General features: G+C 70.7%; 13 protein-coding genes and 1 pseudogene. 11 read left to right on the plus strand and 3 right to left on the minus strand.

Annotation, left to right across the window (positions count from 1 at the left end):
- Positions 1–690 (plus strand): annotated as a pseudogene (locus AB0H87_RS08860) (glycoside hydrolase family 2 protein); the annotation flags it as partial.
- 3 nt (positions 691–693) lie between these two features.
- Here the strand turns inward: AB0H87_RS08860 and ilvD are convergent.
- Positions 694–2,541, minus strand: coding sequence for a dihydroxy-acid dehydratase (gene ilvD / locus AB0H87_RS08865; RefSeq protein WP_360141850.1), 1,848 nt, complete (start codon positions 2,539–2,541; stop codon positions 694–696).
- A gap of 180 nt (positions 2,542–2,721) precedes the next feature.
- Here ilvD and AB0H87_RS08870 point away from each other — a divergent pair, with 180 nt between their 5' ends.
- The 5 genes from AB0H87_RS08870 (at position 2,722) to serA (ending at position 10,552) form a co-directional block, all read left to right on the plus strand.
- Positions 2,722–5,148 carry a bifunctional diguanylate cyclase/phosphodiesterase gene (locus AB0H87_RS08870; protein ID WP_360141852.1) on the plus strand — a complete coding sequence of 809 codons (2,427 nt, stop codon included), beginning with the start codon at positions 2,722–2,724 and terminating at the stop codon, positions 5,146–5,148.
- 187 nt (positions 5,149–5,335) lie between these two features.
- On the plus strand, positions 5,336–7,237 hold the full coding sequence (locus AB0H87_RS08875) for an acetolactate synthase large subunit (RefSeq protein ID WP_360141854.1): 1,902 nt from the start codon (positions 5,336–5,338) through the stop codon (positions 7,235–7,237).
- The gene (gene ilvN, locus AB0H87_RS08880; protein ID WP_203707730.1) at positions 7,237–7,752 is read left to right on the plus strand and encodes an acetolactate synthase small subunit; all 516 of its coding nucleotides are present in this window, start codon (positions 7,237–7,239) and stop codon (positions 7,750–7,752) included. The genes AB0H87_RS08875 and ilvN overlap by 1 nt, the downstream gene beginning before the upstream one ends.
- A gap of 25 nt (positions 7,753–7,777) precedes the next feature.
- Entirely contained in the window at positions 7,778–8,791 is a 1,014-nt protein-coding gene (gene ilvC / locus AB0H87_RS08885) for a ketol-acid reductoisomerase (protein ID WP_360141857.1), read from the plus strand.
- A 162-nt stretch (positions 8,792–8,953) separates the two neighbouring features.
- Positions 8,954–10,552 (plus strand): phosphoglycerate dehydrogenase, encoded by a 1,599-nt coding sequence (serA, locus tag AB0H87_RS08890; RefSeq protein WP_360141859.1) that lies wholly within the window; start codon positions 8,954–8,956, stop codon positions 10,550–10,552.
- Positions 10,553–10,608: 56 nt separating this feature from the next.
- On the opposite strand, the gene AB0H87_RS08895 is transcribed toward serA, so the two are convergent.
- Both AB0H87_RS08895 and AB0H87_RS08900 read right to left on the minus strand, forming a co-directional pair.
- Complete coding sequence (locus AB0H87_RS08895; RefSeq protein ID WP_360141861.1) at positions 10,609–10,959, minus strand: hypothetical protein; 351 nt, start codon at positions 10,957–10,959, stop codon at positions 10,609–10,611.
- A gap of 256 nt (positions 10,960–11,215) precedes the next feature.
- A complete protein-coding gene (locus AB0H87_RS08900) occupies positions 11,216–12,022 on the minus strand; it encodes an FAD:protein FMN transferase (protein WP_360141863.1) in 807 nt (268 codons plus the stop codon).
- Between the two features lie 180 nt (positions 12,023–12,202).
- Here AB0H87_RS08900 and AB0H87_RS08905 point away from each other — a divergent pair, with 180 nt between their 5' ends.
- From AB0H87_RS08905 to AB0H87_RS08925, 5 genes are all read left to right on the plus strand, one after another.
- Entirely contained in the window at positions 12,203–13,234 is a 1,032-nt protein-coding gene (locus AB0H87_RS08905; protein WP_360141865.1) for a 3-isopropylmalate dehydrogenase, read from the plus strand.
- A 112-nt stretch (positions 13,235–13,346) separates the two neighbouring features.
- Complete coding sequence (locus tag AB0H87_RS08910) at positions 13,347–14,441, plus strand: branched-chain amino acid aminotransferase (RefSeq protein ID WP_360141907.1); 1,095 nt, start codon at positions 13,347–13,349, stop codon at positions 14,439–14,441.
- 170 nt (positions 14,442–14,611) lie between these two features.
- A complete protein-coding gene (locus AB0H87_RS08915; RefSeq protein ID WP_360141867.1) occupies positions 14,612–14,746 on the plus strand; it encodes a hypothetical protein in 135 nt (44 codons plus the stop codon).
- Positions 14,747–15,171: 425 nt separating this feature from the next.
- Entirely contained in the window at positions 15,172–16,041 is an 870-nt protein-coding gene (locus AB0H87_RS08920) for an ABC transporter permease subunit (RefSeq protein ID WP_360141869.1), read from the plus strand.
- On the plus strand, positions 16,038–16,913 hold the full coding sequence (locus tag AB0H87_RS08925; RefSeq protein WP_360141871.1) for a carbohydrate ABC transporter permease: 876 nt from the start codon (positions 16,038–16,040) through the stop codon (positions 16,911–16,913). The genes AB0H87_RS08920 and AB0H87_RS08925 overlap by 4 nt, the downstream gene beginning before the upstream one ends.
- The last annotated feature ends 10 nt before the right edge of the window (positions 16,914–16,923 follow it).

Here is a 16,923-nt window from a genome sequence, read left to right on the forward strand (position 1 = left end):
CTCACCCAGGTGAACCAGGCCCGCGCGATCGCCCTGGGCGTCGAGCACTTCCGCACGCTGCGGCCGTACTGCATGGGCACCATCGTCTGGCAGCTCAACGACTGCTGGCCGGTCACCTCGTGGAGCGCGGTCGACGGCGCCGGCCGCCGCAAGCCGCTGTGGCACGCGCTCAAGCGGGCGTACGCCGACCGCCTCCTCACGGTCGACGAGCAGCAGGCAGTCCTCGTCAACGAGACCGCGCAGCCGTGGCACACGACCGTCACGATCCGCCGGTCCACCCTGGACGGCAAGCACCAGGCGGAAGCCGCGACCCCGATCACCGTGGAGCCGTACGGCAAGGCCGAGGTGTCCGTCCAGGATGCCGTGCCGAAGGACCCACGCACCGAGGTCCTGTGGGCCGAGGCCGACGGCGAACGCGCCTGGTGGTTCTACGCCGAGGACAAGGACATGGCCTACCCGAGGGCGGAGTACGACGCGACCCTCGACGGCACGGGAACGAAGCTGACCGTCACGGCCCGCACCTTCCTGCGCGACCTGACGCTCTACCCGGACCGCCTCGACCCGGCGGCCGAGACCGACGACGCCCTGCGCACGCTCTTCCCGGGCGAGTCGGTGACGTTCACGCTCACCAGGCCGATAGCCGACGGAGCACTGACCCGCAAGCCAGTGCTCCGTTGCGTCAACGACTGACGGCTACTCGGGCACCTTCCGGTACGCGCCGTCGCTGGCCGAGGTGGCCATCGAGGCGTATGCCCGCAGCGCCGCCGACACGGGCCGCACGCGGTCGACCGGTGTGTAGGGCTTCTCGCGCTTCTCCTGGGCGACCCGCCGCGCCTCCAGCACCTCGTCGGAGACGTTCAGCGTCATCGACCGGGCCGGGATGTCGATGACGATCTCGTCGCCCTCCTCCACGAGCGCGATCAGCCCGCCACCGGCCGCCTCCGGCGACACGTGCCCGATCGACAGCCCGGACGTGCCGCCGGAGAACCGCCCGTCGGTGATCAGCGCGCACGCCTTGCCCAGCCCGCGCCCCTTCAGGAACGAGGTCGGGTACAGCATCTCCTGCATGCCCGGCCCACCGCGCGGGCCCTCGTAGCGGATCACGACGACGTCACCCGGCTGGATCTCCTTGGCCAGGATGCCGTCGACCGCCGCCTCCTGCGACTCGAACACCTTGGCCGGCCCGCTGAACCGCCACAGCTCCTCGTCGACACCGGCGGTCTTCACCACGGCACCCTCCGGCGCCAGGTTGCCGTGCAGTATCGCCAGACCGCCATCAGCGGTGTACGCGTGCGCGAAGTCCCGGATGCACCCGTCCGCGGCGTCGGTGTCCAACGTGGACCACCGGTTGCCGGTCGAGAACGGCTCGGTCGTCCGCACGCCGCCCGGCGCCGCGTGGAACAGCTCGACCGCCTCGGGCGACGCCGACCCGGAGCGGATGTCCCATGCGGCGAGCCAGGAGGACAGCGAGGGCGAGTGCACCGAGTGCACCGACGTGTCCAGCGCCCCACCGCGGGCCAGCTCACCCATGATCGCCGGAATCCCGCCGGCCCGGTGCACGTCCTCCATGTGGTACTTCTGCGTGTTGGGCGCCACCTTCGCGAGGCACGGCACCCGCCGCGAGATCGCGTCGATGTCCTTGACGCCGAAGTCGAGCTCGGCCTCCCGCGCCGCGGCCAGCAGGTGCAGCACCGTGTTGGTCGAGCCGCCCATCGCCACGTCCAGCGCCACCGCGTTCTCGAACGCGGGCCGGGTAGCGATGTTGCGCGGCAGCACGGAGGTGTCGTCGGACCCGTAGTACCGCCGCGCCAGGTCGACCACGGTGCGTCCCGCGTCGAGGAACAGCTGCCGCCGCGCCTCGTGCGTCGCCAGCGTCGAGCCGTTGCCCGGCAGCGCGAGGCCGATCGCCTCGGTCAGGCAGTTCATCGAGTTGGCGGTGAACATGCCGGAACAGGACCCGCAGGTCGGGCAGGCGGACTTCTCGATCTCGTCGAGCTCAGCGTCGGTGACCGAGTCGTTGGACGCGGCGATCATCGCGTCGATCAGGTCGAGCTTGTTGCGCACGACCCCGTCGACGGCGACGGTCTTGCCGGCCTCCATCGGCCCGCCGGAGACGAACACGGTCGGGATGTTGAGCCGCAGGGCGGCCAGCAGCATGCCCGGCGTGATCTTGTCGCAGTTGGAGATGCAGACGAGCGCGTCGGCGCAGTGCGCGTTGACCATGTACTCGACGGCGTCGGCGATCAGCTCCCGGCTGGGCAGGGAGTAGAGCATGCCGCCGTGGCCCATCGCGATGCCGTCGTCGACCGCGATCGTGTTGAACTCACGGCCGACGCCGCCGGCCTCGGTGACCGCCTCGGAAACCAGCGCGCCCATGTTGCGCAGGTGCACGTGCCCGGGTACGAACTGCGTGAAGCTGTTGGCAATGGCGACGATCGGCTTGCCGAAGTCGTCGTCGGTCATCCCGGTGGCCCGCCAGAGGGCGCGCGCGCCGGCCATCGTCCGTCCGTGTGTGGAAGTCCTGGAACGCAGCTCGGGCATGTTGTCAAGTCTTGCATCACAAAACCGGACGAGCGCGCGTCAGGTACGCCTGGTGTCCACCAGACGGGACAACGAGGGCCGTGATTTGCGCCATATGCCGGAATGTGCCCCTGTAGCCAGGACGTCACCCGTCGCACACACAGTCCCCCATGCACAGTTTCGATCCGGCACAGTTGTGATGTGCACTTCGGGACCGGTGCCGCGCTGGCCGCCGCCGCAGGCACCTTGGCGGCCGCCGTCGTCACGGTCCTGCTGGTGTCTTCCGCACGCGCTCGGGTCGGCGCCGCGCGCCAGGCCCACCTCATGCTCGCGATCGGCAGCGCGCTCGCCGCGTTGACCACCGCGATCGCCCTCGTCGGCGTCCTCACCTTCGCCGAGAGCTGGAGCCACCACCAACCGGCTCGCACCAACTTCGCGATCGGCATCGGCATCGGCACCGCGGTCAGCTCCGGCGTTCTCTGTGCCGGCCTGCTGCGGCTGCCCTGGGCCGCCGGGACCCGGCGGATCGCGGGCCGCCACCTGCTCGACGCACTGGTCATCGCGTTCGCGCTCTGGTTCGTCGGCTGGGTGCTGATCTCACCGCCGTGGGAGATCTTCGGCGCGTCGACGCCGCGGCCGTGCATCGGCATCTACATCGCCGCCGGCGCGGCCGCCCTCGCGGTCGGCATCGTCGCGATCGTCACGATGCGCGGGGCCGGCTCGCGCCTGCGCCTGCTCTTCATGGGCTGCGGCGCGGTCGCCGTGGCCGCCTGCGGCGTCGGGCTCACCGCCGGCCTCTGCCAGGCAGGCCCGGGCCTGGCCACGCTCAGCGGCGTGGTGATGCCGATCGCGCTCATGGTCGTCGCGTTCGCCGGCCGTGGCCGGGACACGGAGGCGATCGCCGAGCTCGACGTGATCCGCCGCGGCACCACCTACGCGTTCGTCCCGATGCTCGGCATGGCGATCTCGGGCATGGTGCACGTGGGGGCGGGCGGGCAGTTCACCGCGATGGCCATCGCGCTCGGCAGCCTCGAGGGCTTCGCGCTGGTCGTCCGCCAGTTCGTCGCGCTGGGCGACGTCCGCAACTACGCGATCCGCCTGCAGGACCGCGAGGCGCACTTCAAGGAGCTCGCGCACACCGACCCGCTGACCGGCCTGGCCAACCGCCGCGGGCTGCTCCGCGCGCTCGCCGAGGAGATCGAGCCCGGCAAGCCGTGCGTCCTGCTCGGCCTCGACCTCGACGGCTTCAAGAACGTCAACGACATGCGCGGCCACGACGTCGGCGACGACGTGCTGGTCGAGGTCGGCCAGCGCCTGCGAATGAACCTCCGCCCGGGCGACGTGGCCGCCCGGCTCGGCGGCGACGAGTTCGCGGTGCTGATGTGGGCCCGGCCCCACGAGGCGCAGGGCGCCGCCGAGCGGCTGCTGGGCGTGCTCAACAAGCCCTACGAGCAGAAGTCGGGCCGGGTCTTCCTCAGCGTCAGCATCGGCGTCGCGGGCGCCGAGACCGCCACCGACGACACGACCCTGCTCCAGCACGCCGACCTCGCGCTGCGCTATGCCAAGCAGCGCGGCAAGAACCGGGTCGAGCGCTACCACGCGTCCTACGACCAGCTGCTGCGCCGGCGCACCACGCTCGAGCACGAGATGCGCGGCGCGATCGACCGCGGCGAGCTGCACCTCGCCTTCCAGCCCGTCGTGATCATGCCGTCGGTCCGGCCGGTCGGTGCCGAGGCCCTCCTCCGCTGGCACCACCCCGAGCTGGGCACCGTCCGCCCCGACGAGTTCATCCCGATCGCCGAAGAGTGCGGCATGATCGCCAAGCTCGGCGCGTGGGTCCTGCACCAGGCCTGCCACCAGCTCTCCCGCTGGCTGGCCGACGGCCACGACGTCTGGGTCAGCGTCAACGTCTCGCCCCGCGAGTTGCACGCGCCCGAATACGTCGACCAGGTGGCCGACGCCCTGCGGGCGCACCGCGTGCCCCCGCAACGGCTGGTGCTCGAGGTGACCGAGCAGGCCGTCGCCATCGACCTCGACGAGCTGATCAAGCGGCTGCGGGCGTTGCGCGCGATCGGCGTCCGCATCGCGCTCGACGACTTCGGCACCGGCTACTCCTCGCTCGGCCAGCTCCGCCGGCTGCCGATCGACATCCTCAAGATCGACCACAGCCTGGTCGCGGAGTCCGAGCCCGGCGTCGACCACGGCTTCGCGCCGCTGGTCACGCTGGCGGGTGGGCTGGAGCCCATGGGCAAGACGAAGGCACCACGCCCGCAGGGCGGCCCGCTGGTCGACATCGTCGTCCGTCTCGGCCACCGGCTGGGCCTCGAGGTGATCGCCGAGGGCGTCACCAACCCGCGCGAGCAGGCCGCCGTCCTCGACGCCGGCTGCCGGTTCGGCCAGGGCCAGCTCTTCGGCTGGGGCGTCCCGGCCGAGCACCTCGAGGCGATGCTCGACGCCGCCACCCGCCCCGACAAGACCAAGACGCCGCCGCCGACCGTCGCGTCCGTGAAGATCGCTGATCGCCCTGCGTGCGGGGAGTCGGCACCGCCCGCCCAGCGGGCCGCCGCGACACCCCCCGCCCAGGATGTGGGATCAGTTGACTCATCCCGCGAGATACGTCAGAGTTAGCCCCATGTCGCCACGCTGGTCGTCTCGAGTACTTACCTGAGCGCACTCTCGATCCCGGAGAGTGCGCTGGCCCCGTGCATCTGCACGAGGGCCATTTTTGTGCCCAGACGCACGTGACCGCCGTCACCGGGGGTCACCAGAGATCGCCAACACCACACGAGCGCAGAACCGAGCGAAGGCACCCGCCATGACCAGACCCACGCCCGAGACCATCGCCCAGCGGATCCACGCCACCCCCGCGACGGTCGCCGCCCAGGCCGCACACGGTCACGCCGCGCACCACCAGCCGGCGGAGCGCCAGCCGGCGGGCGAGCGCCAGCACCCCGTGCCGACCCCGCCGCCGTCGGTCAAGATCACCGGCGCCCAGTCGCTCGTCAGGTCGCTCGAGTCGCTCGGTGTCGAGGTCGCGTTCGGCATCCCCGGTGGGGCGATCCTCCCGGCGTACGACCCGATGTACGACTCCTCCGTCCGCCACATCCTCGTCCGCCACGAGCAGGGCGCGGGACACGCGGCGACGGGCTACGCGCAGGCGACGGGCAAGGTCGGCGTCTGCATCGCCACCTCCGGCCCGGGCGCGACCAACCTGGTCACCCCGATCGCCGACGCGTACATGGACTCGGTCGCGGTCGTCGCGATCACCGGCCAGGTGCCCCGCCCGGCGATCGGCACGGACGCCTTCCAGGAAGCCGACATCCAGGGCATCACGCTGCCGATCACCAAGCACAACTTCCTCGTGCAGAACGCTGAGGAGATCCCGCAGGTGCTGGCCGAGGCGTTCCACCTCGCGAGCACCGGCCGCCCCGGCCCGGTCCTCGTCGACGTGCCCAAGGACGTGCTGCAGGCGCAGACCACGTTCACCTGGCCGCCGACCCTCGACCTGCCCGGCTACCGGCCCACGCTGCACCCGCACGGCAAGCAGATCCGCGAGGCCGCGCGGCTGATGAGCACGGCCAAGCGCCCGGTGCTCTACGTCGGCGGCGGCGTGCTCAAGGCCGGCGCCACCGAGGTGCTGCGCAAGCTCGCCGAGCTGACCAACATCCCCGTGGTCACCACGCTGATGGCCCGCGGCGCGTTCCCGGACTCGCACCCGCAGCACCTCGGCATGCCCGGCATGCACGGCACGGTCGCCGCGGTGTACGCACTGCAGAAGGCCGACCTGCTGGTCGCCCTCGGCGCCCGCTTCGACGATCGGGTGACCGGCAAGCTCGACTCGTTCGCACCGGACGCCACGATCGTGCACGCCGACATCGACCCCGCCGAGATCGGCAAGAACCGCGCGGCCGACGTCCCGATCGTCGGTGACGCCAAGTACGTGATCGAGGAGCTGCTCGGCGCGATCACCGCGGAGCAGGCCGCCGGCCGCACCGGCGACCGCACCGCCTGGTGGGGCCAGCTCGACGACCTGCGCCAGCGCTACCCGCTGGGCTACGACGAGCCGTCGGACGGCACGCTCGCGCCGCAGTACGTGATCGAGCGGATCGGCAAGATCGCCGGTCCGGACGCGATCTACTGCGCCGGCGTCGGCCAGCACCAGATGTGGGCGTCGCAGTTCATCAGCTACGAGAAGCCGTACACCTGGCTCAACTCCGGCGGTGCCGGGACGATGGGCTACGCGGTGCCGGCGGCGATGGGCGCGAAGATCGGCATGCCGGACGTCACCGTCTGGGCGATCGACGGCGACGGCTGCTTCCAGATGACCAACCAGGAGCTGGCCACCTGCGCGCTGGAAGGCATCCCGATCAAGGTCGCCGTGATCAACAACGGCAACCTCGGCATGGTGCGCCAGTGGCAGACGCTGTTCTACGGCGAGCGCTACTCCAACACCGACCTGGGCACGCACAAGCACCGGATCCCGGATTTCGTGAAGCTGGCCGAGGCGCTCGGCTGCGTCGGCCTGCGGTGCGAGAACAAGGACGACGTCGACAAGACGATCGAGGCGGCGATGGCGATCAACGACGCCCCCGTGGTCATCGACTTCGTGGTCGGCAAAGACGCGATGGTGTGGCCGATGGTGGCCGCCGGCACCAGCAACGACGAGATCATGTTCGCCCGCGGCGTCCGCCCGGCCTTCGACGAGGATGAGTTGTGATGTCCAAGCACACACTGTCGGTGCTCGTGGAAAACAAGCCCGGTGTCCTGGCCCGGGTGTCGGGGCTGTTCTCGCGCCGCGGCTTCAACATCGACTCGCTGGCGGTCGGTGAGACCGAGCACGCGGAGATCTCCCGCATCACGATCGTCGTCAACGCCGACGAGTCGCCGCTCGAGCAGGTCACCAAGCAGCTCAACAAGCTGGTCAACGTGCTCAAGATCGTCGAGCTGGACCCGGTGCAGTCGGTGCAGCGCGAGCTCGTGCTGGTCAAGGTGCGCGCCGACCGCGCCATCCGGTCGCAGGTGCTCGAGACGGTGAACCTGTTCCGCGCCCGCGTCATCGACGTGGCTCCGGACACGTTGACTATCGAGGCGACCGGCACAGCGGACAAGCTGGACGCGCTCCTGCGCGACCTCGAACCGTACGGGATCAAGGAGATGGTCCAGTCCGGGATGGTCGCGATCGGGCGCGGCTCCCGTTCCATCACGACCGGGCCGGCGCTCCGCGCCGCCTGACAAGCAACACACGCGAGAGGGAATCATGACCGCAGAGGTTTTCTACGACGACAACGCCGACCTGTCGATCATCCAGGGCAAGAAGGTCGCGGTCCTGGGGTACGGCAGCCAGGGGCACGCACACGCGCTCTCGCTGCGCGACTCCGGCGTCGACGTCGTGATCGGCCTGCCGGAAGGCTCCAAGAGCCGCGAGAAGGCGCAGGAGCAGGGGCTGCGGGTGGAGACGCCGGCGGCCGCCTCCGCCGAGGCCGACGTCATCATGGTGCTCGCGCCCGACACCGCGCAGCGCAAGCTCTACGCCGAGGCGATCGAGCCCAACCTGACCGCCGGCAAGGCGCTGTTCTTCGGGCACGGCCTCAACATCCGCTACGGCTTCATCACGCCACCGGCCAACGTGGACGTCGCGATGGTCGCGCCCAAGGGCCCGGGCCACCTCGTGCGCCGCCAGTACGTGGACGGCAAGGGCGTTCCGGTCCTCGTCGCCGTCGAGCAGGACGCGACCGGCACCGCGCTCGCGCTGACCCTCTCGTACGCGAAGGCGATCGGCGGCCTGCGTGCCGGCGGCATCAAGACCACCTTCAAGGAGGAGACCGAGACCGACCTGTTCGGCGAGCAGGCCGTCCTCTGTGGAGGCGCGTCGGCGTTGGTGCAGACCGGTTTCGAGGTCCTCACCGAGGCCGGCTACGCACCGGAGATCGCCTACTTCGAGTGCCTGCACGAGCTGAAGCTCATCGTCGACCTGATGTACGAGGGCGGCATCGCCCGCATGCGTTACAGCGTCTCGGACACCGCCGAGTACGGCGACTACTCCCGCGGCCCGCGCGTCATCGACGCCCGCGTCAAGGAGGAGATGAAGCGCATCCTCTCCGAGGTGCAGTCCGGTGAGTTCGCCCGCGAGTGGATCGCCGAGGACGACAATGGGCGTCCCAACTTCACCAAGTGGCGTCAGGAAGGCGCGGCTCACCCGATCGAGGAGACCGGCCGCAAGCTGCGCGGAATGATGAGCTGGGTCGACCGCCCGATCACCGAGACCGCGTGACGGCCGACACCTTCGGGCTCTGCTGTTAGCCCCTTCGGGGCGGAAAGCTCCCGTTGTGAGGGCAAACACGCCACAGGGAGAACATGGGGCGCTGGCCCGGCGCCTACCATTTCAGTGGTAGGCAGCCGCTGCCGGCGCCCCTTCCCTAATTTACGAGGACCTATGACTCCCGTCGTTCTTATCGCCGAAGAACTGGCCCCCGCCGCGATCGACGTGCTCGCGCACGACTTCGACGTCCGTCACGTCGACGGCTCCGACCGCGAGGCGCTGCTGCCCGCCCTCGCCGAAGCCGATGCGGTGATCGTCCGCAGCGCCACGCAGATCGACGCCGCCGCCATCGCGGCCGCGCCGCGGCTCAAGGTGGTCGCCCGCGCCGGCGTCGGCCTCGACAACGTCGAGGTGCCCGCCGCCACCGCGCGCGGCGTCATGGTGGTCAACGCGCCGACGTCGAACATCGTGTCCGCGGCGGAGCAGGCGGTCGCCCTGCTGCTCGCGGTGGCGCGCAACACGGCGAGCGCGAGCACGGCGCTCAAGGCGGGGGAGTGGAAGCGGTCCAAGTACACCGGTGTCGAGATCCAGGGCAAGACCGTCGGCGTGGTCGGCCTCGGCCGCATCGGCGTGCTGTTCGCCCAGCGGATCGCCGCGTTCGGCACGCGGCTGATCGCGTACGACCCCTACGTGCAGCCGGCCCGGGCCGCGCAGCTCGGCGTGCGCCTGGTGGGTCTGGAGGAGTTGCTGCGGGAGAGCGACTTCATCTCCATCCACCTGCCGAAGACGCCCGAGACGGTCGGCTTGATCGGTGAGAAGGAACTCGCGCTCGTCAAGCCGGGCGTGCGGATCATCAACGCCGCGCGCGGCGGCCTGATCGACGAGCAGGCGCTGGCCGACGCGATCGCCGAGGGCCGGGTCGGCGGCGCCGGCATCGACGTCTACGCGAAGGAGCCGTGCACCTCGTCGCCGCTCTTCGCGTTCGACAACGTGGTCGCCACCCCGCACCTCGGCGCCTCCACCGCCGAGGCGCAGGACAAGGCCGGCCTCGCCGTCGCCCGCTCCGTCAAGCTCGCGCTGCAGGGCGAGTTCGTGCCGGACGCCGTCAACGTGCAGGCCGGCGGCGTGGTCGCCGAGGACGTGCGCCCGCTGCTGCCGCTCGCCGAGAAGCTCGGCCGGGCCTTCACCGCGGTCGCCGGCGGCGTCGCCGCCAGCGTGACCGTCGAGGTCAGCGGCGAGATCATCAGCAACGAGGTGTCGGTGCTGAAGCTGGCCGCCACCAAGGGCCTGTTCGCATCCGTGGTCGAGGAGCAGGTCACCTACGTCAACGCGCCGCACATCGCGGCGGACCGCGGCGTCGAGGTCGACCTCGTCACCCTGGCCGACACCGCCGAGCACCCGACGCTGGTCACCGTCCGCGGCGCGCTGCCCGACGGCCGCACCGTCAGCGTCTCCGGCGCCGTCACGATCTCGGGCAGCCGCGAGGTCGCCAAGCTGACCGAAGTGGACGGTTTCGCGCTCGAGCTCGCCGCCGACGGCATCCTGCTGTTCTTCCGGTACGCGGACCGGCCCGGCGTGGTCGGCGCGATCGGCTCGCTGCTCGGCGAGGCCGGCGTCAACATCGCCGCCATGCAGGTCGCCCGGCGCGAGGCCGGCGGCGAGGCGCTGATGACGCTGACCGTCGACAACGCCGTGGACGCCGAGCTGCTCGCGGCCGCACAGACCACGATCGGCGCGGGTTCGGCCAGCGCGGTCGACCTTCGCACCGAATAGGACACACGAAAACGAGACGGGCGGCCCCAAGTGCCGCCCGTCTCGTTTTCACGTTGTCAGGAGGCCATCGCTCCCGGCGGGTAGACAGTGCCGCCCTGCGGGTCGAACAACATCAGCCCGTGCTTGCCGGCGAGCTCCTCGACGGTCAGCAGCACCTCGTCCGGGCAGTCCTCGTCGAGCCTCATCTCGACGTGGTCCGTCGCCACGTGCAGAGGCGTGACCGCCCAGGGCGACCCGTTCGTGTCCCGGTCCGGGTACGCGGACGTGATCGCGACGTAGAAGTCCGCGATTCGCGGATGCGGTCTACCGTCGACGTGCTCGCCCTGTCGGCACAGCTCGAACGCCGCACCGACGTCATCTGCCGAGGCGTCCGGATCCATGGCCCAGACCACCAGATCGAAACTCACGGGCCATACTGTGCCATATAGCTCGGTCGTTGCTGTGTCACGACCGCGTCCCCAAAATGCGATCAGCTCCCCAATCGCCTCGGCAATGACGGATCGGGGAGCTGACCAACGTTCGCGTGCGCTGGCTTGCGCACTACGGAGGGGGCTACGAGCTTGACGCCGAAGTGGTCACCCGAAGACCGTTCCGCGCCGGAAACCTCACTGCGTAACCGCTCGAACACGCTATCGATTCGACGCAAGCGTGCGCAAGGGTCACTCAGGCACCGCGTGTCGCGGCCGGGTCGGGGAGCAGGCTCGCCGTGTAGCCCTCCGGCGTCGGGAACCAGGCGAGCCCGGCTTCGCCCGCGGCGTACAGCGCGGTCGCATAGGCGTCGGCGACCGCCAGGTCAGGGCCCATCACCGTGGCCGCGCGGATCTCTTCGACCGCCGAGGCGCGGTGCGGGTCGATCACGTGGCCCTGGCGGCCGGTGACGCCCGACGTGCCGATCGCGCCGGAGGTCAGCTCCAGCAGGACCGGCTTGCGGCGGCCCTCGTACGGGTGGTGCACCGCGACCCGCCACGGGCCGCCGTGCGGTGCGTTGCCACGGACGGTCAGGTCGCCACCGCTGGCGACCGCGTAGTCGGTGATGCCGGCGGCCCGGACCCGGGCGGCGGCCCGCTCCATGGCCCAGCCCTTGACGAGCGCGCTCGGGTCGAAGCCGCCTGGTGCCGACCACGCGTCGAACCAGCCGTCCGTCGCGGCGCGCATGGCGTCGCAGCGCGCGATCAGGTCCGCGAGCGGCGCGTAGGCGTCCGGTGCGATCTCGCCGCGGCGCAGGCGGGCGACGAGGCTCGACTCGCGCAGCGGGCTGTAGGCGAAGTCGATCGCGCGCAGCTCACCGACCGCGTCGGCGATCGTGGCGGCCAGCGCGCGGCGGGTCATCGTCGGCGGGCTCACCATCGTCAACGTGAAGCCCGCGGTCGAGGTCTGCACGGTGTGGTGTGCGACCAGGCCACCGTTGGCGGCGGAGGGGTGGGCGGAGGTGCTGGTTGGCCCGCCACCGAGGCGCAGGTCTGGGCGCATTGGGCCCCCTTCCAGCTGAGACTGGCTCAAACCTAGGATTTGCGGGTGACGGCGGCATGAGCACCGGCTGAGAGTTTCCTGGGTAAGTCTGCCCGATTCCGCATATTGGGAGCGTCATACCGGTTGGCGGGACGATGGCTTAACGTTTGTTAGAGCTTTTCCTCGACTAAGGAGCAGCAGGTGGCGCGCATCGCGGTGGTGGCCGGCGACGGCATCGGTCCCGAGGTGATCGGCCAGGCGCGCAAGGTGCTCGACGCGGTGCTTCCCGGTGTCGAGGCGACCGAATACGACCTGGGCGCCGCGCGCTACCACCGCACCGGCGAGGTGCTGCCCGACTCGGTGCTCGAGGAGCTGCGCGGGCACGACGCGATCCTGCTCGGCGCCGTCGGCGACCCGACCGTGCCGCCGGGCGTGCTCGAGCGCGGCCTGCTGCTCAAGCTCCGCTTCGTCTTCGACCAGTACGTGAACCTCCGCCCCTCGCGGCTCTTCCCGGGCGTCGTCAGCCCGCTGGCCGGCGTCAAGCCCGGCGAGATCGACATGATCGTGGTGCGCGAGGGCACCGAGGGTCTCTACGCCGGCGCCGGCGGCGGCCTCCACCGGGGCACGCCCGCCGAGATCGCGACCGAGGAGAGCCTCAACACCCGGCACGGCGTCGAGCGGGTGATCCGCGACGCGTTCGCGCGTGCGCAGCGGCGCCCGCGGCGCAAGGTGACGCTGGTGCACAAGACCAACGTGCTCACCCACGCGGGCTCGTTGTGGGCGCGGACGTTCGACGCGGTCGCCGCCGAGCACCCGGACGTGACCACCGAATACCAGCACGTCGACGCGGCCGCGATGTTCCTCGTGACGCAGCCGCAGCGCTACGACGTCGTGGTTACGGACAACCTCTTCGGTGACATCCTCACCGACATCGCCGCCGCCGTGACCGGTGGCATCGGCATGGCCGCGAGCGGCTCCATCAACCCCGAGCGCACCCACCCGTCGATGTTCGAGCCGGTGCACGGCTCCGCGCCCGACATCGCCGGCAAGGGCCTGGCCGACCCGGCCGCCGCCGTGCTCTCCGTCTCGCTGCTGCTCGACCACCTCGGGCACGCCGACGCCGCACACCGAGTAGCCGAGGCGGTCGCCGCCGAGCTGGCCGGACGCACCTCCGGCGCCCCGCTGCGCACCGCCGAAGTCGGAGATCGGCTCGCCGCGGCCGCGATCGGCTGACCCCGTCCGCCCGGCGCCCTCTCGCCCATGAACGACCGTTCGGGGTAAGTTTCTTTCGCAGCCTTTACTGAGCGTTGCCGGCGTGGCGCCGGCTTACCTGGAGGTCCACGCGATGAGCGGTGGTGACAAGCTCGACTTCGAGATTCGTCCGAATCCCCAGCCGGTACCCGCCGCCGAGCGCGCCGCGCTCATGGTCGACCCGGGGTTCGGCCGGGTGTTCACCGACCACATGGTGACGGCCCGCTACGCGGACGGAAAGGGCTGGTACGAGGCCCGCGTCGAGGCCCGCGCCCCGATCCAGATGGACCCGGCGAGCGCGGTCCTGCACTACGCGCAGGAGATCTTCGAGGGCCTGAAGGCCTACCGCAACGCCGACGGCACGGTCACCATGTTCCGGCCCGACGCCAACGCCGCCCGGTTCACCACCTCGGCCACCCGGCTGGCCATGCCGCACCTGCCCGAGGGCGCGTTCGTCGACTCGCTGCGCCGGCTGATCAGCATCGACCGCGACTGGATCCCGCAGGACGACGAGGGCAGCCTCTACCTGCGCCCGTTCATGTTCGCCAGCGAGGTCTTCCTGGGCGTCCGCCCCGCGATGGAATACCTCTACGTGGTGATCGCGTCGCCGGTCGGCTCCTACTTCAAGCACGGCATCAAGCCGGTCAAGGTCTGGGTGAGCCCCAACTACACCCGGGCCGCGCCGGGCGGCACCGGCGCCGCGAAGTGCGGCGGCAACTACGCCGCCTCGCTGCTGCCGCAGCAGGAGGCCGCCGCCAACGGCTGCGACCAGGTGGTCTTCCTCGACGCCGTCGAGCAGCGCTGGATCGACGAGCTCGGCGGCATGAACATCTTCTTCGTGTACGACGACGGCACGCTGGTCACGCCGCCGCTGGGCACGATCCTGCCGGGCATCACCCGCGAGGCCGTGATGCGGCTGGCGACCGACGCCGGCCGGGCGGTCATCGAGCGCCCGGTGGCGTTCGACGAGTGGCAGGCCGACGCCGAGCGTGGCCGGATCCGCGAGGCGTTCGCCTGCGGCACGGCCGCGGTCATCACGCCGATCGGCGAGGTCCGTTTCGAGGGCGGCTCGTTCAAGATGGGCGACGGCACCTCCGGCGAGCTGACGATGGGCATCCGCAAGCAACTCGTCGACATCCAGCGCGGCCGCGCCGCCGACCCCTACGGCTGGGTCCACAAGGTCCTCTGATCCATCATCGACGGGGGGGGGGGGCGCGTGCCCGAGCGGCGGGGGGGGGTTTTGGGGGGCCGCGGGGGGGGGGGGGGGGCGGGGGGCAGGCCCAGCGCCCCGCGCCGGGACTGGTCCGGGTCGACGCGCGCGCGACGGCCACCGACGAGGGCGTGGCCCGGTGGGAGCGCGTGCGGTCCGCCACGGGCCCGATCACGGAACAGCTGTGGGGCGACCTGCCCGCGGCCGACCTGGCGGCCGCCGGCCGGGTCCTGACCACGGTGCTCGCCCGTGCGGACGCCGTGCTGGCGCCGGCGGCGGGCTGACCGCCCTGGTGGTTCCGAGATGTTCCGGAAGTTCCGCCGATGGGTCACGCGCGGCCGCCGGCTATCCATGATGGACAGCGGGCAGTCACAACATCGAATCGCGCCACTGCGTGGCATTGACGTACGACGCTGTTAATCGTAGCGTGTGGGAAATCTTCCGGAAGAGTTTCGAGATGTATCGGGACCTTCTCGGAGCGGACCTTGCCGGCATCAACCGGGTCGACGACGCGTCGGCTCAGGTCGATGGCGGCTGCCCGGCGGAGCCGGTCGCGGGTGGATGGGGGCGATGGTGGCGCAACGGTTGAGCGGCCCGGCGACGGCGGTCGACGAGCCCCCGCCCCCGCGCCGGCCGCCCGCCCCCGCGCCGGCCGCCCGCCGCCGCACCGCCGGGCCGGCTCGGGCGCGACCGGTTCCTGCTGCTCGCCATGCTGCCCGGGCTCGCGCTGCTGCTGACGTTCCACTATCTGCCCCTGCTCGGCAACGTCATCGCCTTCAAGGACTTCCAGCCCTACCTGGGCCTCGGCGGCAGCCCGTGGGTCGGCCTCGACAACTTCCGCGTCATCGTCGAGGGCGACCCGCTCTTCCTCAAGGCCCTCGGCAACACCCTCGTGATCATGTTGCTGCAGATCGGCATCGTGTTCACCCTGCCGATCGTGCTCGCGCTCCTGCTCGACAGCCTGATCTCCGAGCGGCTGAAGCGGGTCGTCCAGACGATCCTCTACCTGCCGCACTTCCTGTCCTGGGTCATCGTCATCTCGATCTTCAACGAGCTGCTCGGCGGCAGCGGGCCGATCAACACGTTCCTGCGCCAGAACGACCTCGGGACGATCGACATCATCGGCAACGCGGCCGTGTTCAAGGAGCTCGTCACCGGACAGGTGCTCTGGAAAGAGGCCGGCTGGGCGATGATCCTGTTCCTCGCGGCGCTCTCCCGGATCGACCCGGAGCTCTACGAGGCGTCCGCTGTGGACGGAGCCGGCCGGCTGCGGCAGATCTGGCACGTCACGCTGCCGGGCCTGCGCAGCGTCATCGTGCTGCTGCTCATCCTGCGGCTCGGCGACGCCCTCACCGTCGGCTTCGAGCAGATCATCCTGCAGCAGCAGGCGGTCGGCATCGATGCCAGCGAGGTGCTCGACACCTACGTCTACAACAACGGCATCGTCCAGAGCGACTGGGGCGTCAGCGCCGCCGTCGGCCTCGTCAAGGGGCTCGTCGGTGTCGCGCTCGTGCTCGGCGCCAACCGCCTGGCCCACGCGTTCGGCGAGGCCGGCCTCTACCGCCGGGAGCTTCGGTGATCACCCGGAACGCGACACCGCCGGCGCCGGTCAGAGCGCTCAAGGGCGTGCTGCTCACCGTCTGCTGTGCGCTGATCGTCGTGCCGTTCGTCGGCATCGTCTCGACCAGCCTGTCGACGCGGGAGCAGATCGTCCGGGCGGGCGGCTTCGTCGTGATCCCCGACGAGATCACCTTCGCCGCCTACCGCGCCCTGTTCACCGGCGGCGTCGTGCCCCGCGCCGTCGCGGTCAGCGTCTTCATCACCCTGGTCGGCACGGCGCTCAGCCTGGCCAGCACGACCCTCCTGGCGTACGGCCTGAGCCGCCCGACCTCGGTCGCCCACCGCCCGGTGCTGATGATCGTGGTGGCCGCCCTGCTGTTCACCCCGGGCATCATCCCGGCGTACCTCACGATCGACATGCTCGGCCTGCTCAACTCCTACTGGGCCGTGATCCTCCCGGCCGTGGTCAGCGCGTTCAACGTGGTGATCCTGCGGGCGTTCTTCATGGAGATCCCGACCGAGCTGGTCGAGAGCGCCCGCATCGACGGCGCCTCCGACGGCCAGATCTTCGCGCGCATCGTCCTGCCGCTCTCCAAGGCGGTCCTGTCCGTGATCGGCCTGTTCTACGCGGTGGGCTACTGGAACGCGTTCTTCAGCGCCCTGCTGTACCTCAACGACTCCGCCAAGTGGCCGATCCAGCTCGTGCTCCGCACGTACGTCGTCAACCAGCAGCAACTCGGTGTCGACCAGGTCGGCACCGCGGACCTGCCACCGCAGGAGGCGCTCCAGATGGCGATCCTGGTGATCTCCATCGTGCCGATCCTGCTGATCTACCCGTTCATCCAACGCCATTTCACCAAGGGAGTACTGGTCGGCGCGGTCAAAGGCTGACCATGGTCCC

This window comes from Asanoa sp. NPDC050611 (assembly GCF_040654855.1).
Taxonomy (GTDB): Bacteria; Actinomycetota; Actinomycetes; order Mycobacteriales; family Micromonosporaceae; genus Asanoa.